This is a genomic window from Methylobacterium sp. Ger2507 (assembly GCF_055231875.1).
Genome location: NZ_JBUYVC010000001.1, coordinates 2,202,614 through 2,219,984 on the forward strand (window position 1 = coordinate 2,202,614; position 17,371 = coordinate 2,219,984).

The 17,371-nt window shown below is 68.2% G+C and carries 18 protein-coding genes and 1 pseudogene; 5 read left to right on the forward strand and 14 right to left on the reverse strand.

Going from position 1 to position 17,371, the window contains the following annotated elements:
* Window positions 1-8: 8 nt before the first annotated feature.
* A complete protein-coding gene (locus ACV7NL_RS10225; protein ID WP_463355589.1) occupies window positions 9-626 on the reverse strand; it encodes a GNAT family N-acetyltransferase in 618 nt (205 codons plus the stop codon).
* Between the two features lie 147 nt (window positions 627-773).
* Window positions 774-1,940 (reverse strand): type III PLP-dependent enzyme, encoded by a 1,167-nt coding sequence (locus ACV7NL_RS10230; RefSeq protein ID WP_463355590.1) that lies wholly within the window; start codon window positions 1,938-1,940, stop codon window positions 774-776.
* Between the two features lie 678 nt (window positions 1,941-2,618).
* Here ACV7NL_RS10230 and ACV7NL_RS10235 point away from each other — a divergent pair.
* Both ACV7NL_RS10235 and ACV7NL_RS10240 read left to right on the forward strand, forming a co-directional pair.
* Complete coding sequence (locus ACV7NL_RS10235; protein ID WP_463355591.1) at window positions 2,619-4,196, forward strand: OpgD/OpgG family glucan biosynthesis protein; 1,578 nt, start codon at window positions 2,619-2,621, stop codon at window positions 4,194-4,196.
* Window positions 4,193-4,687, forward strand: a complete 495-nt coding sequence (locus ACV7NL_RS10240; RefSeq protein WP_156375912.1) for a GNAT family N-acetyltransferase — start codon at window positions 4,193-4,195, stop codon at window positions 4,685-4,687. The genes ACV7NL_RS10235 and ACV7NL_RS10240 overlap by 4 nt, the downstream gene beginning before the upstream one ends.
* 67 nt (window positions 4,688-4,754) lie before the next feature.
* Here the strand turns inward: ACV7NL_RS10240 and ACV7NL_RS10245 are convergent, their stop codons facing one another.
* Together ACV7NL_RS10245 and ACV7NL_RS10250 are read right to left on the reverse strand one after the other, a co-directional pair.
* The gene (locus tag ACV7NL_RS10245; RefSeq protein WP_463355592.1) at window positions 4,755-4,994 is read right to left on the reverse strand and encodes a hypothetical protein; all 240 of its coding nucleotides are present in this window, start codon (window positions 4,992-4,994) and stop codon (window positions 4,755-4,757) included.
* Between the two features lie 149 nt (window positions 4,995-5,143).
* Window positions 5,144-6,022 (reverse strand): SDR family oxidoreductase, encoded by an 879-nt coding sequence (locus ACV7NL_RS10250; protein ID WP_463355593.1) that lies wholly within the window; start codon window positions 6,020-6,022, stop codon window positions 5,144-5,146.
* Window positions 6,023-6,128: 106 nt separating this feature from the next.
* On the opposite strand from ACV7NL_RS10250, the gene ACV7NL_RS10255 reads away from it, so the two are divergent.
* On the forward strand, window positions 6,129-6,527 hold the full coding sequence (locus tag ACV7NL_RS10255; protein ID WP_463355594.1) for a winged helix-turn-helix transcriptional regulator: 399 nt from the start codon (window positions 6,129-6,131) through the stop codon (window positions 6,525-6,527).
* Window positions 6,528-6,539: 12 nt separating this feature from the next.
* On the opposite strand, the gene glyS is transcribed toward ACV7NL_RS10255, so the two are convergent.
* The 5 genes and pseudogenes from glyS to ACV7NL_RS10280 form a co-directional block, all read right to left on the reverse strand.
* Window positions 6,540-8,789 (reverse strand): glycine--tRNA ligase subunit beta, encoded by a 2,250-nt coding sequence (gene glyS / locus ACV7NL_RS10260; RefSeq protein ID WP_463355595.1) that lies wholly within the window; start codon window positions 8,787-8,789, stop codon window positions 6,540-6,542.
* A 4-nt stretch (window positions 8,790-8,793) separates the two neighbouring features.
* Window positions 8,794-9,627 carry a Fic family protein gene (locus tag ACV7NL_RS10265; protein ID WP_463357099.1) on the reverse strand — a complete coding sequence of 278 codons (834 nt, stop codon included), beginning with the start codon at window positions 9,625-9,627 and terminating at the stop codon, window positions 8,794-8,796.
* Window positions 9,604-9,726: pseudogene (locus tag ACV7NL_RS10270) on the reverse strand (Fic/DOC family N-terminal domain-containing protein); the annotation flags it as partial. The pseudogene ACV7NL_RS10270 and the gene ACV7NL_RS10265, both read right to left, overlap by 24 nt.
* A gap of 15 nt (window positions 9,727-9,741) precedes the next feature.
* Window positions 9,742-9,951 (reverse strand): hypothetical protein, encoded by a 210-nt coding sequence (locus ACV7NL_RS10275; RefSeq protein ID WP_463355596.1) that lies wholly within the window; start codon window positions 9,949-9,951, stop codon window positions 9,742-9,744.
* Window positions 9,952-10,028: 77 nt separating this feature from the next.
* Complete coding sequence (locus tag ACV7NL_RS10280) at window positions 10,029-10,976, reverse strand: glycine--tRNA ligase subunit alpha (protein ID WP_463355597.1); 948 nt, start codon at window positions 10,974-10,976, stop codon at window positions 10,029-10,031.
* Window positions 10,977-11,199: 223 nt separating this feature from the next.
* Here ACV7NL_RS10280 and ACV7NL_RS10285 point away from each other — a divergent pair, with 223 nt between their 5' ends.
* Window positions 11,200-11,439, forward strand: coding sequence for a hypothetical protein (locus ACV7NL_RS10285; RefSeq protein WP_463355598.1), 240 nt, complete (start codon window positions 11,200-11,202; stop codon window positions 11,437-11,439).
* A 24-nt stretch (window positions 11,440-11,463) separates the two neighbouring features.
* On the opposite strand, the gene ACV7NL_RS10290 is transcribed toward ACV7NL_RS10285, so the two are convergent.
* From ACV7NL_RS10290 to ACV7NL_RS10300, 3 genes are all read right to left on the reverse strand, one after another.
* On the reverse strand, window positions 11,464-12,318 hold the full coding sequence (locus ACV7NL_RS10290; protein WP_056479064.1) for a S49 family peptidase: 855 nt from the start codon (window positions 12,316-12,318) through the stop codon (window positions 11,464-11,466).
* A 136-nt stretch (window positions 12,319-12,454) separates the two neighbouring features.
* Window positions 12,455-13,249 (reverse strand): tRNA1(Val) (adenine(37)-N6)-methyltransferase, encoded by a 795-nt coding sequence (locus tag ACV7NL_RS10295; protein WP_463355599.1) that lies wholly within the window; start codon window positions 13,247-13,249, stop codon window positions 12,455-12,457.
* Window positions 13,242-13,466, reverse strand: coding sequence for a putative signal transducing protein (locus tag ACV7NL_RS10300; protein WP_056189444.1), 225 nt, complete (start codon window positions 13,464-13,466; stop codon window positions 13,242-13,244). Before ACV7NL_RS10300 ends, ACV7NL_RS10295 begins: the two co-directional genes overlap by 8 nt.
* 158 nt (window positions 13,467-13,624) lie before the next feature.
* Here ACV7NL_RS10300 and ACV7NL_RS10305 point away from each other — a divergent pair, with 158 nt between their 5' ends.
* Entirely contained in the window at window positions 13,625-14,644 is a 1,020-nt protein-coding gene (locus tag ACV7NL_RS10305) for a polyprenyl synthetase family protein (RefSeq protein WP_056189441.1), read from the forward strand.
* A gap of 31 nt (window positions 14,645-14,675) precedes the next feature.
* Here ACV7NL_RS10305 and ACV7NL_RS10310 read toward each other — a convergent pair whose 3' ends face one another.
* Together ACV7NL_RS10310 and ACV7NL_RS10315 are read right to left on the reverse strand one after the other, a co-directional pair.
* Window positions 14,676-16,277 (reverse strand): putative bifunctional diguanylate cyclase/phosphodiesterase, encoded by a 1,602-nt coding sequence (locus ACV7NL_RS10310; protein ID WP_463355600.1) that lies wholly within the window; start codon window positions 16,275-16,277, stop codon window positions 14,676-14,678.
* 178 nt (window positions 16,278-16,455) lie between these two features.
* Window positions 16,456-17,331: a 4-(cytidine 5'-diphospho)-2-C-methyl-D-erythritol kinase gene (locus ACV7NL_RS10315; RefSeq protein ID WP_463355601.1), complete on the reverse strand. Its 876-nt coding sequence runs from the start codon at window positions 17,329-17,331 to the stop codon at window positions 16,456-16,458.
* Between the last annotated feature and the right edge of the window lie 40 nt (window positions 17,332-17,371).

Sequence of the window (17,371 nt, forward strand, 5' to 3'; positions counted from 1 at the left end):
GCCGACCGTCAGGCCACTCGTCGTCGCGAGGCCGCACCGGCCTCGGCGAATGGCCGTTCGCCGATGATCGGTTCGGCGATCGGCAAGGCCACCACGTCCGCTGTATCCGTGCGGTCGGGTGCCGATTCATCCCAGGCTCCGGTGGCTCGCACGATGCCGCGCGCGCCCGATAAAGTCTCCGGCCGCAATTCGAGCCCGAGCAGGCGATCGCGCTCGAACGGACCAGGCATGAACAGCCCCTCCGCCAGCGCCGGCGAGAAGCCGAAGCGCGCATAGTACGGCGCGTCACCCATCAGCAGCACGGCGCCGTGACCGAGGATCGTCGCCCGGCGCAGAGACGCGTGCATCAACATCGTTCCGAGCCCGATCCCCTGAAGGGACGGATCGACAGCGAGCGGACCGAGCAACAGGGCGGACCGGCCGAGGCCAGCCTCCACGTGCCAGAGGCGGACGGTGCCGATCACCCGGTCGTCCTGCTCGGCCACCAGGGCCAGCCCCTCGGCCGGAAGACGCCCCTCGCGCAGGCGCTCGGAGGTCTTCAGGCGTCGCGCCTCGCCGAAGCAGACGTCGAGCAGGCGTTCCCGGGCGACGAGGTCGGCGGGTTTCTCATCACGGATCTGGACCAAGGCCGCACCCTTCCCGAACGTTGGGCAGGCGACGAAACGATCCGGGCGCCATCGCGGAGGATGCGCACGGGGCGAGCATGTGGGGGACCACCGCCGGGCACCCTCCAGCGAGGGTGCCCGACCTGCGCGTCACGACCGTAGAGCGGTTCAGATGACGTATTGCTGAAGGGGCGGGAAGCCGTTGAACGCCACCGCCGCATAGGTGGTGGTGTAGGCACCCGCGCCCTCGATCAGCACCTTGTCGCCGATCGAGAGCGAGACCGGCAGCGGATACGGCACCTTCTCGTAGAGCACGTCGGCCGAATCGCAGGTCGGACCGGCGAGCACGCAGGGCGTCATGCGGTCCTCGTCGTGCTCGGTGCGGATCGCGTAGCGGATCGACTCGTCCATGGTCTCGGCCAGACCGCCGAACTTGCCGATGTCGAGATAGACCCAGCGCACCTCGTCCTCGGCCTCCGACTTCTTCGAGACCAGCACGACCTCGGCCTCGATCATGCCGGCATTGCCGACCATGCCGCGGCCCGGCTCGATGATGGTCTCGGGCATGTGGTTGCCGAAGTGCTTGGTCAGCGCGCGGAAGATCGCGTCGCCGTAGGATTCCACGCCCGGCACCGCCTTGAGGTACTTGGTCGGGAAGCCGCCGCCGAGGTTGACCATCGACAGACTGATGCCGCGCTGGGCGCATTCTTCGAAGATCATGGCGGCGGAGGCCAGTGCCCCGTCCCAGGCCCCGGTGTTGCCCTGCTGCGAACCGACATGGAAGGAGACGCCGTAGGCGGTGAGGCCCTGGCGATGGGCATGCTCCAGCACGTCGACCGCCATCTCCGGCACGCAGCCGAATTTGCGCGACAGCGGCCATTCGGCCCCGGCCCCGTCGCACAGGATGCGGCAGAACACCTGCACGTCGGAGCCGTCGATCCCTGACGCGTCGGCGGCGCGGGCGATCTTCTCGACCTCGGCCTGGCAGTCGACGGCGAAGAGGCGCACGCCGAGCTTGAGCGCACGGGCGATGCAGCGCTCCTTCTTGATGGTGTTGCCGAACGAGACCCGGTCGGCGGTGGCGCCGGCGGCGAGCGCCATCTCGACCTCGACCACCGAGGCCGTATCGAAGCAGGAGCCCATCTCGGCGAGCAGGCGCAGCACCTCGGGAGCCGGGTTCGCCTTCACGGCATAGAACACGCGGGTGTCCGGCAGGGCGCGTGCGAACGCGGTGTAGTTGTCGCGCACGACCTCGAGGTCGAGCACCATCACGGGCCCTTCGTCCTGGCCCATGTCGCGGCGGGCGCGGAGGAAATCGCGGATACGATCGGTCATGGTCGTTCCAACCCACAGGTTCGCGGCCGCCCTCACGGGGCGCGCTGTCGAATGTCAGGACGACGCGAGTCGTCCGGCGTCTGGGGGCGCTGCGTCGCGACGCATCGCGTGCTTTGGAGACACGCGAAGCGCAGCGGGCGCGAGAGCACCCGGAAGCTGCCTTGGATTGGAAGGGGGGACCCCCACCGCACGCCGGGCAAAGAGAAACAAGCCTCTTCGGTGCCGGCCTTTGGAGGGCCGACGAGACCAAAAAAGCCCGTTCGTCGTTGCTTTAAGCTGCGTCCCCCGTGGAGAGCGGGGTTCGCCGGTTTCGCCTCCGGCTGCCGGTTGTTGTCGGGGTCCGGTGTTGCCACCTGGATGCCGGCCGGAGGGAATCCACCCTGTCGACCATCGATCCTTTAAGACCCCTGGCGGCTGTCCGGCAGTTGGCCGGATGCCCACCAACCGACACGCGGCCACAGGCACGTGCGAAATTGGGCAAGGCGCATATACGGTCAGGGCGTTCCGGCCACAAGGGAAAGCCGTGTTTTTCACCAACCTTCTGCTGTGAGCAGCCAGGGCTGTTGCATAAACGCCGCGCCGGTTTTCTTGACGGCGCCGATGGGCTCTTCCCAAGGGGCCGCGGACGGGCCATCAAGCGCACGGTTTTCACGCGTGGACGCACCGGGTCGCAGGCCAATGACAGAACTCAACCGGCGCTCCGTCGTCCAGGGTCTGGCGGCGACCGCGGCCTTCGTCGCGGGTACCGCGGAGGGGCAGGCGCAGGCGCCGGACCGGCGGCCCGAAACCCCGTTCGGCTTCGCCGACGTGGAGCGCCGCGCCAGCGACCTCGCCAAACTTCCCTACGACGCCCGGATCCCGGCGCTGCCGGCGCCGATCGCCAAGCTCGACTACGATGCCTGGCGCGATATCCGCTTCAAGCCCGACAAGGCGTTTCTGGGGGAGGGGAGCCCGTTCCGGCTCCAGCTCTTCCACCTCGGCTTCCTCTACAACCGCCCCGTGACGGTGAACCTCGTGCGCGGCGGGGTGGCGACGCCGATCCCCTATCAGGCCAGCCTCTACGACCTGGGCCGGACCAAGCTCGACCGGGCGCTGCCGCTCGATCTCGGTTTCGCGGGAATCCGCATCCATTCCCCCCTGAACAAGCCGAACCTGCTCGACGAACTGATCAGCTTCCTGGGGGCGAGCTACTTCCGCTTCCTCGGGCGCGACCAGCTCTACGGACTGTCGGCGCGCGGCATCGCGGTCAATGTCGAGGGCGTCGGCGGACCCGAGGAGTTCCCGGTGTTTCGCGAATTCTGGATCGCCCAGCCCGAGACCAATGCCGATGCGCTGGTGATCGACGCGCTCCTCGACGGTCCCTCGCTGACGGGCGCATTTCGCTTCACCGTGCGGCCGGGCGACGAGACCAGCGTCGGCGTGACGGCGACGTTGAACCCGCGGGTCGATCTCGCCACGGTCGGTCTCGCGCCGCTGACCTCGATGTATTTCATCGGCGAGAACGACCACAGCCACACCGACGATTACCGGCCGGAACTCCATGATTCCGACGGGTTGCAGATCGCGGCGGGCAGCGGCGAGTGGCTGTGGCGCCCGCTGGAGAACCCGGCCGCGCGCCGCATCTCGACCTTCGCCGACCGCGACCCCAAAGGCTTCGGGCTGCTACAGCGTGACCGCCACTTCAAGGCCTATCAGGACCTGGAGGCCTCCTATAGCCGACGCCCCGGCTACTTCGTCGAGCCCGAGGGCGCCTGGGGCGAGGGCGCCGTGATGCTGATGGAACTGCCCACGGATACGGAGGTGAACGACAACATCGTCGCCTACTGGCGGCCGGCTCAAGCCTATCCGGCCGGGACGCCGGTGCGGCTCGCCTACCGGGTGCGGACGGTCGGCGGCGAGACCCTGCATCCCGGCGGGCAGGTGGTGAACACCTTCAGCGTGGCGCCGGTGGCGAGCGGAACCGCGAAGGCCGCCGAGATCAAGGGCGGTCTCGTACGCCGCTTCCTCATCGATTTCGCCGGCGGCGAACTCGGCTATTACCGTCCTGATCCGGCCAAGGTCGAGATCGTGGCCGGTACCTCGGCGGGCCGGATCACCGCCACCTCCCTGGTACCGAATCCGCATATCGACGGCTTTCGCGCCGCCGTGGACGTGGCTCTCGAATCGACCGGGCAATCGACCGATATGCGGGCCTTCCTCAAGGCGGGCGGCCGCGCGCTGACGGAAACCTGGACCTGTCCCTGGACCGCCACGTGAGCGCGCCTTCGCCGAAGGCGGAGCCGCCCCCCATCGTCACGCTGCGGGTCGCCACGCCGGCCGACCTCGACGCGCTGGTCGCCCTCGAACATGCGGCCTTCGCCGGTGACCGGGCCGAGCGCCGCTCCATCCGGCACGCCATCCGGTCGCCGAGCATGACCGTGCTGGTGGCGATCATGGATGACGGGGCGGAGCAGGACATTCTGGTGGGCGCGGCCACCCTGGAGCGGCGGCGCGGCAGCCGCAACGCGCGACTCTCGTCGATCGCGGTCTCACCGCTGCGGTCGGGTCTGGGCCTCGGCAGCCGGATACTCGACGGCGCCGAGGACGATGCCAGGGCTCATGGCTGCACCCGGCTGCGCCTCGAGGTCCGGGCCGACAATGGCGCCGGCATCCGCCTCTATGAGCGCCGCGGCTACGTGCGGTTCGCGGTCATCCCGGATTATTACGAGGATGGCATGGAAGCCTGGCGCTACACCAAGGACCTCTGAACGGACATGACCCGTCCCGGCCAAGGCCGGAACGGGTCATGGATCGAGCCGGACTAAAGCGACGATATCAGTCGCAGCTCTCCTTCGTGACCGTCTTGCGGTCGCCGAGGTCGTTCTCCTTGGTTACCGTCTTGGTGGAGCAGCCGTCGCTCGACTCGCGGCGCTCGACCGTGCGGCTCTCGGAGGCGGGGCGATCGACGACGACGGTGTCGGGCGCATCACGGTGGATCACCGTGGTTTCGGCCTGGGCGGCGGAGGCACCGAACAGCGTTGCCAGGGTCAGGGCGGCGAGAACGGGGTGGCGCATGGAGAACTCCCAAGTGGAAACTGCCGCCACAACGGAGATCGCCGTCAAACCGTTCCGCTTAACGCGAAGACATCTTGATCAATGGTTACGAATACGCGCCGAGCGCTGACGTTGCCCCGGTTGCGTCGGCGCGCATTCTGACAATCGACTCAACCAAGGGCAGCAGCGAGCGTCGTAGCAAGGGGAGTCGTTGGCCGTCCGATCAGGGCACGCAACGCATCGCCCGCGTCGAACAGGGCGTCTTTGGCGGCGCCGGCATCGGAATCCGCGAGCAGACTTGCCAGCCCCTCGGGGAGCCCCGCGGTCAGGAGGGCCGAGCGGTAATCCGCCGCCGTCAGATCCTGATAGCGCAGCGGTCGGCCGGAAATGCGGGCGGCTTCGGCGGCGAAGTCCGCCAGGGTGTAGGCCGCGTCGCCCGCCAGTTCGTAGATCCGGCTCTCGGACGATCCAGCGGTCAGCACGGCAGCCGCGGCCTCGGCGTAGTCGACTCGCGCCGCGCTGGCGATCCGTCCCGCGCCGGCGCTTCCGAACATGACGCCCCGTGCCAGGGCAGCCGGGAGGGCGGCGGCGTAGTTCTCGGTGTACCAGCCATTGCGCAGGAGGACGGTCGGCACGCCCGACTCCGCCAGGGCCGCCTCGGTGGCCCGATGTTCCTCGGCAAGCGCGAGGGGCGAGGTGTCGGCCCGCAGCAGGCTGGTATAGGCGATCACTTTCACGCCCGCATCGACGGCCGCCGCGATGACGTTGCGGTGCTGAGCGACGCGCGATCCGACTTCGCTCGACGAGATCAACAGCAGGCGATCGATGCCCGCGAAGGCGACGCCGAGGGTATCCGGCGCCGAGTAGTCGGCGACCCGGACCTCGACGCCGCGCGCCGCCAAGTCCTGCGCGGCGGGCGCGTCACGGTTGCGGACGCCGGCCACGATCGTACCGGGCGGCACTGCGCGCAGCAGCGCCGCGATGACGAGGCGTCCGAGTTGACCGGTGGCTCCGGTGACGAACAGGCGCGGGGACGGGGTCTGCGACATGGCTGGGCTCCTGGTGGTTTCTTTCCGACACAAGGTCTATAAAAGAGACCGTATAGGGCCGTAAGACGGCAGGTTTTCGTGTCCAGGTTACCGTGGAGGAACCACCATGACCGAAGGGCCGGACCTCGCCCGCAAGTTCGCGTCCTGGCAGGATCTCGGCTTCGACCCGGACCATTGCCCGGTGCGCGACGTGCTGAGCCATCTCGGCGACAAGTGGACGACGCTGATCATCGCCGCGCTGGCCGGCGGCACGCAGCGGTTCGGGGCGATTCATCGGGTGATTCCCGACATCTCGAAGCGGATGCTGACGCAGACCCTGCGCGACCTGGAGCGGGACGGGCTGGTGAGCCGTCGCGTGTTCCCGACCAGCCCGCCGAGCGTCGCATACAGCCTCACGCCGTTGGGCGGCTCGCTGCTCGATCCGCTCGGTGTGCTGGTCGAGTGGGCGGAGCGGAACCACCCCGCCATCCGCGCGGCCCGGACGCGCTTCCGAGCCGATCCTTGAGCGGCGGGGCGCTCAGCCCTCGATGCGGGAGAAATCCGCCACTTCGCGCGTCGCCGCCCGCAGAGCATTGAGCAGGGCGAGGCGGTTCCGGCGCAGGTCCGCATCGTCGGCATTCACCGTGACGCGCTCGAAGAACGCGTCCACCGGCGCACGCAGGGTCGAGAGCGCCTGCATGGCCCCGGCAAAATCCTCCGCCGCCACCGCCGCCGAGGCCTTTTCACGGGCCACCGCCAGGGCCTCCGCCAGGGCGCGCTCTTCCGGCTCACCCGTGGCAGCGAGCGCCGCATCCGGGGCGTCGTCGTAGGTGCGGCCGTCCTTCTTCTCCTCGATGCGGAGAATGTTGGCGGCGCGCTTGTAGCCGGCGAGCAAATTCTTGCCGTCGTCGGTCTCCAGGAACGAGCCCAGCGCCTCGACGCGGCGCACCACCATCAGGAGGTCGTCCTGCCCGGGCAGGGCGAACACCGCATCGATCAGGTCGTGGCGGGCGCCCTTGTCGCGCAGGTAGACTTTGAGGCGGTCGGCGAAGAAGGCGAGAAGATCTAAAAGGCGGCTATCAGGTTCCTGCGGAGGTCTCCGCAGCGGATTTATAGCCGGCGTAGCGATAAAATTGACTCTTTGTGTCCATCTTACGTGCGGAAATAGGCGCTCATACCCCTCTAATGCTGCAGACATATCACTTATTACGGCATTGATATCAGATCTAGTCGATAAACTGTCGAAAACTTCTTTGATACCAATGAACAAAGGAAGGATCGAGAGCCGCTTTTTGTTGTCGAGGATTAGTCGAACCACACCGAGAGCCGCGCGCCGAAGAGCATACGGGTCCTTACTGCCGGTTGGCCTCTCGTCGATCGACCAGAATCCCACCAGGGTGTCGAGTTTGTCCGCGAGTGCCACCGCGACGGTGACCGGATCGGTCGGCACGCGATCGGAGGGGCCGACCGGCTTGTAGTGATCCTCGATCGCCGCCGCGACGCTCTCCGGTTCGCCCTGGAGCGCCGCGTATTTGCGCCCCATCAAGCCCTGAAGCTCGGGAAACTCACCGACCATCTCGGTGACGAGGTCGGCCTTGGCGAGCGCCGCCGCGCGCTCGGCCAGATCCGGGTCGGCCCCGACCAGGGGCGCCAGTTCACGCGCCAGGGCGGCGATGCGCTGCACCCGCTCGCCCTGCGTGCCGAGCTTCTCGTGGAACACGATGCTGTCGAGCTTGGGCAGGCGGTCTTCCAGCCGGATCGCCTTGTCGGTCTCCCAGAAGAATTTGGCGTCCGACAGGCGCGCCCGCACCACGCGCTCGTTGCCGGCCGTGATGGCGAGGCCGCCGTCGCTGGCGACGAGGTTCGATGTCAGGATGAAGGCGGGCGCGAGGGTGTCGGTGCCGGCCCGGCGCAGGACGAAGCACTTCTGGTTGGCCCGGATGGTGGCCCGGATCGCCTCGGCCGGGATGTCCAGGAAGGTCTCGTCGAACGAGCCCATCAGCACCACGGGCCATTCCACCAGACCGGCGACCTCCTCCAGCAGGCCCTCGTCCTCCACGAGTTCGAGGCCGCGCGCGAAGGCGAGGTCACGGGCATCGTGCAGGATGATGTCCTTGCGGCGCTCCACGTCGAGCACGACCTTGGCGCGCTCCAGGGCCTGGACGTAGTCGTTGAAGCGCCGGACTTCGATCGCCGCGGGCGCGAGGAAGCGGTGGCCGTAGGTGGTGGTGCCGGCGACGATGCCGTCGACCGCGAACGGCACCACGTCCGGGGTCTCGGTCTCCGGCCCGAAGGTGGCCACGATGGATTGCAGTGGCCGCACCCAGCGCAGGGCGCCCGGCTGCGCCGAGCCCTTGCCCCAGCGCATGGATTTCGGCCACGGGAAGCTGCGGATGATCTGCGGCAGGATCTCGGCCAGGACGTCGAGGGTCTCGCGGCCCGGCCGCTCGATCACCGCTACGTAGAACTCGCCCTTCTTGGGGTCGGTCACGATGGTGGCCTGGTCGAGGCTCGCCAGCCCCGCGCTCTTGAGGAAGCCCTGGACCGCTCCCTCCGGCGCGCCGACCCGGGGGCCCTTGCGCTCCTCGCGCACGTCCTGCCCGCGCGGCGGCAGGCCGGCCACGTGCAGCGCCAGCCGGCGCGGCGTCGCGAAGGCCTTGGCGCCCTCGTAGAGGAAGCCGCGCTCGACCAGAGCGTCGGTGACGAGCTTCCGCAGATCGTCGGCCGCGCGCCGCTGCATGCGGGCGGGAATCTCTTCGGAGCGGAGTTCGAGGAGGAGGTCGGGCATGGAATCAGGTCGCGTCCGAAATGATGTTCAGGATGTCGTTAGCGTGGAAGTACCTCGGATGGGACGTGCCTTCCACCGGCTCGACGATGCCGGCCTCCTCGACGATCCCGAGATTTTTCTGGGCGGACACGTAGGTCGTGCCCAGGCGTTCCTGAAGCTGAGGAATCGAGACGATCGGGTGCCGGAAAAGATGGTCGACGATGGCAAGGGGTAATGACGACCGGCCCGCCCCGGACAGTCTTGCGCGGTAAGCGGCCTGCAGCGCGAGCAGCCGGTCCGCCACCGCGATGGTCTCGATGCAGGAATCGCGCACGACGCGGAGGAAGAATGCAATCCAACCGGCCCAATCGCCCCGACGCGAGACTTCGAACATGCGATCGATGTACTCGTCCTTATGCCGTTCCAGGTAGGGGCTGAGGTAGAGGAGTGGTTGCCGGATCGTGCCTCGCTCGAACAGGAAGAGCGGGATCAGGATGCGCCCGACGCGGCCGTTGCCGTCCAGGAAGGGGTGAATCGTCTCGAATTGGTAGTGGATGAGCGCCGCATCGATGAGCGGTGGCATCGCAGCCCGGTCCTCGCGTTGGATGTACGACTCCAGCGCATGCATGCGCTCACGCGCCTGCTGCGGCGGCGGCGGGATGTAGCGGGCTCCCTCGATGGATCGGGAGCCGATCCAGTTCTGCTGGTCTCGGAACTCGCCCGCCTTCGCGTATCCTCCCCGTCCACGACCGAGACCGCCCAGGAGCGTCGCATGGGCGTCGCGAATCGTTCGGAGGCAGAGTGGCAGACGATCGAGGCTGTCGATCGCTTCGCGAAGCGCGCGGGCATAGTTGCGCACTTCCCGGGCTTCGGCCGTCGTCGAAGGCTGGTCGAGCCCGGCATCGAGCAGGAGCAGTTCCGCGGCGGTGGTGAAGGTGCCTTCCATGCTCGAGGAGGTGAGAGCCTCCTTGGCCTACAACGGAGCGATCAGAAGATACGGGTTCGGGAGTGTCCGGCCGATGCCGTTGAGTTCGCCGAGAGCCAGCGTCGCCTCTGCGAAGGACTGAATAATGACATTGTTGTCGAGGGCAGGTGGCAGATCGGCGGGATCGAATGCCCATTGCCCCGCGAGCGTCGGGACGAGCACCCCCGTCGGCGATAGCGCAAGAAGCGACTTCTTCATGAAAGGAGAAATCCAGCGCTGAGTTTTATAGGAAACCGCGACTTCCTATAAAAGCTCGATCGACTTTTCAACGCAAGTCAAACAGCCCCGCCGCCCGCCGTGCGCAGGTACGCCGCCCCGCAGGCCTTCGCGAGTTCGCGCACCCGGAGGATGTAGCTCTGACGCTCGGTCACCGAGATGACGCCGCGGGCGTCGAGCAGGTTGAATACGTGGCTCGCCTTGATGCACTGGTCGTAAGCCGGCTGAGCCATCCGATGGCGATCGGACTCGCCCGTGGGTGCTCCCGCGTCGAGGTAGGTCCGGCAGGCTTTTTCCGCGTCGGTGAACTGGCGGAACAGCATCGCGGTGTCGGCCGCCTCGAAGTTGTGGCGCGAATATTCCTGCTCGGATTGCAGGAAGACGTCGCCGTAGGAGACGCGCTCGTCGCCCGTGCCGCCGTTGAAATTCAGGTCGTAGACGTTCTCGACGCCCTGGACGTACATCGCCAGGCGCTCGAGCCCGTAGGTCAACTCGCCGGCGACCGGCGCGCATTCGATGCCGGCGACCTGCTGGAAGTAGGTGAACTGGCTCACCTCCATGCCGTCGCACCAGCACTCCCACCCGAGCCCCCAGGCGCCTAGCGTCGGGCTCTCCCAATCGTCCTCGACGAAGCGGATGTCGTGGAGCTTCATGTCGACGCCGATGGCATCGAGGGAGGCGAGGTAGAGTTCCTGCAGGTTCGGCGGATTCGGCTTCAGGATGACCTGGAACTGGTAATAGTGCTGCAGCCGGTTGGGGTTCTCGCCGTAGCGCCCGTCCTTGGGCCGGCGCGAGGGCTGCACGTAGGCGGCCTTCCACGGCTTCGGTCCCAGTGCCCGTAAGGTGGTGGCCGGATGGAAGGTGCCGGCGCCCACCTCCATGTCGTAGGGCTGCAGGATGACGCAGCCCTGCGCCGCCCAGAACCTCTGAAGCGTCAGGATCAGGCCCTGGAACGAAGCCTTGGGCGCGAGATCGACGGCGCTCGACAGGGGATTGGCGCTCGACATGGGTCTTCCGGTCCGTGGAGGGACGGCCAGCGTTTAAGAGGCCGGTCCGGGGTGTCAAGCGACGGCGCCGCGCAGGCCCGTTTACCACGCGGGTGTGGCGGCACACACATTTCGGCCACGATTCGACATAGCGGTGGAACGGTCTCGCTTGCTGCCAAGTTTATTCGGCAATCAAGGGGTTTTCGCCGCCTCCCGGGCGGACGACAATTTGGATCTTCGCGCCATGCGCTCGTCTCTCACAGTGTTCGCCGCCCTCGTTGCAGCTTCCCTCGTTGCGACGCCGCTGGTCATCACGGCGTCGAACGCGCTCGCGACCGCCGAATATTCGGATGCGGTGACGATGCCGGCTGCCGTGACTCCGATCGAGGTGGCGGCCGTACCGGCACCGGTCCTGGCCGAGACCTGCGCCCGGAAGGTTCGGGTCGTCTATGCCGGCTACGGCAACGACGCCTGCAAGCGCTGAACCGCGGCGTCTCGCAGCGACACGCTACAAGCCATAGCGGGCGAAGGCGGCGCGATCCTCGATCGCCGCCATCACCTCGCCCGCGACGCTGCTACCCGGTGCCGAGCGGCGCAGCAGCCGCGCGATCAGCGAGCCCTTCTTGTCGGCGATGAAAACCAGTTCGACCGTATCGCCGTAGCGCGCCCGAAGCGTCGAGCGGGCATCGCCGAGCCCATCCACCAATCCGAGCGGCACGGCCTGCTGGCCGGTCCAAACCGCGCCGGTGAAGAGATTCTCGCCCTGCGCCGCCAATTTCGGGCGCCGTGCGCTCACCAGCGCGGTGAAGAGCGCCTGCACGTCGGCCTGGATGACCTTGAGGCGCGCGACGTCGGCGGCGTCTTCCGGGCGGAACGGGTCGAGCATCCCCTTGGCTTCGCCCTGCGTGTGCACCCGACGGTCGACGCCGATGCGCTCGATCAGGCGGTCGAACCCGAACCCCGCCGAGACGACGCCGATCGATCCGACGAGGGACATCGGATCGGCGATGATCTCGTCGGCGGCACAGGCGATCATGTAGCCGCCCGAGGCCGCCACATCCTCCACGAAGGCGAGAACGGGAAGCTTCTTCTCGGTCGCTAGAGCGCGGATGCGCTGGTGGATCAGGTGGGACTGGGCCGGTGCGCCGCCGGGCGAATTGATAACGAGGGCGACCGCCGAGATGCCGGGTGTCGTGAAGGCGCGCTCCAGGCTGCTGGCCAGACCGCCGATCGAGAGCCCGGCTCGGAACGGCGACACGGCTCCGATCGCTCCGCTGAGCCGCAGGACGGCAACGCGCGGGACGTTTCGGCGCCAACGGCGCGGCAGGAGCGCGCGCAGGGGACCCGGCAGGGAAATCGGCATGGTGCAGCGACTCGATGTTGCTTGAAACACGGACCGGCGCGACCGCGCTGCCCGGGGGAGGGCGACTGGGCCGTCCCGGAGCCTGAACTGGGGCGAGCCGAACCGTTTTGCCAGCCTCGCTGTCGTCGCCCCCGATTCAGGGCGTGTCAGAGGTCTGGCCGATCCAGCCTCGGCCGGCATTGAGCCCCTCGGCCACCTCCGTGAACCGACCGGCTTCGTCCTGCAGGATGAGCGCCGGCAGGAGCCCGAAGGGCCCCCGGCTGCCCTTGACGGCACTGACGAGGATGCGGATCGCCGGGCGGTCGGGTCTTGCCTGCACCGGCCGGACGGTCACGGCGCCGAAACGCCCCTTCAGGGCGTCGAGGCAGGCGGGCAGGGCGTCGGCCCGGTGGATCAGGCCGAGACGCCCGTGCGGGCTCAGCAGGTCGGCACAGGTGCGGAGCCAGCCGTCGAGTCCGCCTTCGGGGTCGGCCATGCCATAGCCATGCGCGCTGGCCTTGGCCGTCACCGGCGAGGCGCGGTAACGGCCGGGCTCGAAGAACGGAGGGTTGGTCAGGACGAGGCCGGCGAGGCCGGAGGCGAGCCCGGCGGCGCGGCGCTGGGCGCCCGTTGCCAGGACATCCGCAACGATCACCGTGGTCCGGTCGCCGAGTCCATTCGCGTCCGCGTTGATCCGGGCCAGCCCGGCGAGTTCGGGCTCGCGCTCGACCAGGACCACCCGGGCGTCGGGATGGCGCAGGGCGACGGCGAGGCCGACCGCCCCGGTGGAGGCCCCGACATCGCAGACGATGGTGCCCGGTTCCGGCACCATCAGGCTCGCCAGCAGCACCGCATCGGTGCCGGCCCGGTGTCCGCCGCGCGGAGGCTGATGCAGCCGGAGGCGGCCGCCGAGCCAGAGATCGGGCGGGGCAAGCGTCAGGGGATCAGGCATCCCGAAGCTCATGGGCGAGACCCGCATCGGTGAGCAGGCGCCGCGCCTGGCGGGCATGGTCGTGCGGCACCAGGAGCCGCCGGGCGAAAGCGCCGATCGAGCCTTCCAGCAGGCTCATATGCTGGTCGGCCACGAGGACCGGGATCGACGCGCCCTCCAGAAGCGACTGGGCGAAGCCGATGAGAACAATGTCGTTGCTGCGGATCAGTTCGGTCATGCATCGTCATCCGGGGCGACATCATGGGCGCAGCTTGTCGCTGTAGCTTGCGGCATGGTGCGTGTTGCAGCGCCATCGGGCGCATGCGATGGGGTGTCACAGACGCGATCGATTGGATCGCGCCGCGTTGGCGTAGGGAAGCGGGAGGTCTCGAGGTCTTGGGCGTCGTAGTTCCGATCGATGAGAGCAGCCCCGACCCGGAGGCGAGCCTGGCCGACCTGGTCTCCCTGGTGTCCAGCGGCATGGAGCGCGTCAACGCGACCATCCTGTCACGGACCGGGTCCGACGTGCAGATGATTCCGGAAGTTGCCAACCACCTCATTTCGTCGGGCGGCAAGCGTTTGCGTCCGATCCTCACCCTGGCGACCGCCGACCTCTGCCACTATGCCGGGGACGGCGCCGTGAAGCTCGCGGCCAGCGTCGAGTTCATGCATACCGCCACGCTGCTGCATGACGACGTGGTCGACGGCAGCGACATGCGGCGCGGCAAGGTCGCGGCCCGCATCAAGTGGGGCAACGAGGCGAGCGTCCTGGTCGGCGATTTCCTTCTGGGACAGGCCTTCCGCATGATGGTCGAGGTCGGCTCCCTCAAGGCCCTCGACATCCTGTCGGCAGCAGCCACCATCATCGCCGAGGGCGAGGTGATGCAGCTGACCGCCGCGAAGAATACCGAGACGAGCGAGGACGAGTACCTCGCCGTGATCAGCGCCAAGACGGCCGAACTGTTCGCCGCCGCCTGCGAGGTCGGGCCGGTGCTCGCCTCCCGCGCCGAAGCGGAGCAGGCGGCCTGCCGCGCCTACGGCATGAATCTCGGCATCGCCTTCCAGCTCATCGACGACGTGCTCGATTACGGCGGCACCAGCGACACCCTCGGCAAGAACGTCGGTGACGATTTTCGCGAGGGCAAGATCACCCTGCCGATCGTGCTGGCGGTGCGGCGCGCCACCGGCTCCGAGCGCAGCTTCTGGAAGCGCACGCTGGAACTCGGCGAGGTGGCCGATGCCGACCTGGAGACCGCCCGCACCATCCTCAGGCGACACGGCGCCCTGGAGGAGACGATGGCGCGCGCGCGCCTTTACGGGGATCGGGCGCGCGATGCCCTGAAGCCGTTCCCGCCGAGCCCGATGAAGCACGCGCTCCTGCAGGTCGTGGATTTCTGCATCGCGCGGGCTCACTGAGCCTTCGCGGTGGGCGCAGGCCCCTGGGCTCTCAGGCCGCGGCGTGATCCGGGACGGCAGGCGCGCTGAGGATCGGATTGCTGCCGCTCCGGCTCTCCGTGGTTTCCATCGGGGACGGGGCGATCACGATCCGACCGGCAGCGTCGGTCCATTGGACCAGCAGTTCGTCCGTGATGCCCTTGTCCTGCGGTTTCCCGAACAGATAGCCCTGTCCGTAGGTGCAGCCCTGGCCGGCGAGCCAGTCGACGCTCGACCCGGTCTCGATGCCCTCGGCGGTGGTCAGGAGACCGAGGCTGGAGCCGAGGGCGATGATCGCGTCGACGAGCTTCGCCCGCTCGCTGCTGAGCCGCATCGCCTCGACGTAACTGCGGTCGATCTTGAGCTTGTCGAAGCGCAGCTCGCGCAGATGATAGAGGCTGGAATAGCCGGTCCCGAAATCATCGAGAGCGACGCGGATTCCGAAGGCCTGGAGTGACGTCAAAGCAGTCCGCGCCGCCTCCAGGTCGTTGACCAGGGCGGTCTCGGTGATTTCGATTTCGAGGCGGTACGGAGCGAAACCGGTCTCGGTCAGGATCGCCAGGATGCGCTCTGGCAGGCGTGGATCCCGCAGCTGGATCGGCGAGATATTGACCGCGAGCTGCAGGTGAGCGGGCCATTGGCGCGCATCCGCGCAGGCCTTGCGCATCAGCCCCCAGGTCAGTTCGGCGATCTGGTCGGTCTCCTCGGCCAGGGTGATGAAGGCGTCGGGTCCGAGAATTCCGTGCTGCGGGTGGTTCCAGCGCGCCAACACCTCGAAGCCGATCAGGTCTCGGCCGGGCAGCGAGACCACCGGCTGGTAGAACGGCTCGATTTCCCCGCGTTCGATTCCGACCCGCAACTCGCCCTCCAGGCGTGCCCGCGCCTTGAGGGCGTGACCCATGTCGAGGTGGAAGAACCGGAAGGTGGCGCGGCCGTCGCGTTTGCCCTGATCCATCGCGACGTCGGCGGAATGCAGCAGGGCTTCCGCGCTTCGGCATTCCTCCGTCGCCGTCGTGATCCCGACGGTGGCGCCGATCTCCAGATGCCCCTGTTCCCAGGCGATCGGTTGCGAGATCGAGGCGATGATCCCTTGCGCCAGGCGCGCCAGAACCTCCAGATCGTCACCGGGATCGACCAGGAGGGCGAATTCGTCGCCGCCGAGACGGGCGAGGAAACCCTGGGCGGGCCGCAGAAGGCGGAGCCGGTCGGCCACCACGCACAGGGCGGCATCGCCGGCGGCATGGCCGTGGAGGTCGTTGACCGGCTTGAAGCGATCGAGGTCGATCAGCATCACGGCGATGCGCGGAACGCCCGCCGCATCCGAACTGCCCTGAATGCGGGCCTCAAGGATTTCGCGGAACAGGCGCCGGTTGGCGAGCCCGGTCAGCGCGTCATGGCGCGCCACCGATTCGGCCTGCGCCTCGGCGCCGTCGCGATCCCGCATGGCCCGGCGTAGTTTCAGCGATTTGCGCACGCTCGCCGCGACAAGGCCCAGGCTCATGCACAGCGACAGCATCAGGAGGTCCTGAAGCTCGTAGGTCCGGGTCGCCTCGCCGAGGAAAGTGAAGAAACCGAGTCGCGTTCCGAGAAGCCAGACGCAGGTTCCGATCATCATGAGACAGAGGAGCTCGCGAAGCTCCCCTTCCCCCCATGACTTATGACCGTGATCGGGCATCGACCGCTCCTTGCGCGCGGCGATCCTGCGGAGATAAGTCTTGCTTGGGCGTAAAGTTTACAGAGGAAGTCCGCCGAAACGGACGCAAATACGCTGGCTCACGCCGATGCCTGGGGCCTTATCGCAGAAAGGCCGCGCTGACCCACCAGTTCGGTTGTGCCGCCGACAGGTGCCGGGCCGCCCGCGCCGCGTCGGAGCGATGATCGAACAGCGCGAAGACCGTGGCGCCCGACCCCGACATGCGGGCGAGCCGGCATCCGGGTTCCTGGCGCAAGGCGGCCAACGCCACGTCGATGACGGGAGCGAGGGTCCGGGCCGGTGCCTCCAAGTCGTTGCGGGCGGGGCCGATTGCCTCGAGCAGGCCCGAGCGGGACAGGCGAGCCGCGATGACCGGATGTGCATCGGTGCCGTAGCGCTCGCCCACCGCGAGGCCGAGCGCCCGGAAGATCGGTGCGGTCTCGACCGGAACGCCCGGATTGACCAGCACTGCGGGAATGGGGGTGAGGTCGAGGGCCGGGCCGATCGATTCGCCGGCCCCTTGCATCATCCGGGCGCGCGGCATCAGGCAGACGGGAACGTCGGCACCGGTGGCGCGCGCGGCGGCGATCAGGTCGGGATGATCGGGCGCGAGATCGTTCCAGCGGCCGAGGAGGCGCAGGGCCGCCGCCGCGTCGGAGGAGCCGCCGCCGATGCCGGCGGCCACCGGAAGGCGCTTGACCAGGTGGAAGGCCCCGTGGCGCAGGCCGGGGCGCAGGCGCGCCAGATTGCGGGTCGCCTTGATGACGAGGTTGTCGTCGAGAGGGCCGGCAGGGCCGGCAGTCGGCCCGGTGACCGTCAGGGTCAGGTCGGGGCCGGGCTCCAGGGTTAGGGTGTCGCCGGCGCCCGTGAAGGCCACCAGGCTCTCCAGCTCGTGATAGCCGTCGCCGGCCCTCCGGCCGAGGACGTGGAGCGTCAGGTTGATCTTCGCCGGAGCGCGGGTGACGAGGAGGGACACGGCGCCTCGGAGCTTGAGCGTGGAACGGGTGCGGGGCCGG

What these genes read in the sequence shown, in the direction of transcription:
- glyS (WP_463355595.1), bottom strand. Translation starts at nt 8,789, where the DNA reads ATGCCCGACCTCCTCCTCGAACTCCGCTCCGAAGAGATTCCCGCCCGC.
- ACV7NL_RS10290 (WP_056479064.1), bottom strand. Translation starts at nt 12,318, where the DNA reads ATGCCGATTTCCCTGCCGGGTCCCCTGCGCGCGCTCCTGCCGCGCCGT.
- ACV7NL_RS10300 (WP_056189444.1), bottom strand. Translation starts at nt 13,466, where the DNA reads ATGACCGAACTGATCCGCAGCAACGACATTGTTCTCATCGGCTTCGCC.
- ACV7NL_RS10235 (WP_463355591.1), top strand. Translation starts at nt 2,619, where the DNA reads ATGACAGAACTCAACCGGCGCTCCGTCGTCCAGGGTCTGGCGGCGACC.
- ACV7NL_RS10275 (WP_463355596.1), bottom strand. Translation starts at nt 9,951, where the DNA reads ATGAAGAAGTCGCTTCTTGCGCTATCGCCGACGGGGGTGCTCGTCCCG.
- ACV7NL_RS10295 (WP_463355599.1), bottom strand. Translation starts at nt 13,249, where the DNA reads ATGCCTGATCCCCTGACGCTTGCCCCGCCCGATCTCTGGCTCGGCGGC.
- ACV7NL_RS10250 (WP_463355593.1), bottom strand. Translation starts at nt 6,022, where the DNA reads ATGTCGCAGACCCCGTCCCCGCGCCTGTTCGTCACCGGAGCCACCGGT.
- ACV7NL_RS10230 (WP_463355590.1), bottom strand. Translation starts at nt 1,940, where the DNA reads ATGACCGATCGTATCCGCGATTTCCTCCGCGCCCGCCGCGACATGGGC.
- ACV7NL_RS10285 (WP_463355598.1), top strand. Translation starts at nt 11,200, where the DNA reads ATGCGCTCGTCTCTCACAGTGTTCGCCGCCCTCGTTGCAGCTTCCCTC.
- ACV7NL_RS10310 (WP_463355600.1), bottom strand. Translation starts at nt 16,277, where the DNA reads ATGATGATCGGAACCTGCGTCTGGCTTCTCGGAACGCGACTCGGTTTC.
- ACV7NL_RS10255 (WP_463355594.1), top strand. Translation starts at nt 6,129, where the DNA reads ATGACCGAAGGGCCGGACCTCGCCCGCAAGTTCGCGTCCTGGCAGGAT.
- ACV7NL_RS10280 (WP_463355597.1), bottom strand. Translation starts at nt 10,976, where the DNA reads ATGTCGAGCGCCAATCCCCTGTCGAGCGCCGTCGATCTCGCGCCCAAG.
- ACV7NL_RS10245 (WP_463355592.1), bottom strand. Translation starts at nt 4,994, where the DNA reads ATGCGCCACCCCGTTCTCGCCGCCCTGACCCTGGCAACGCTGTTCGGT.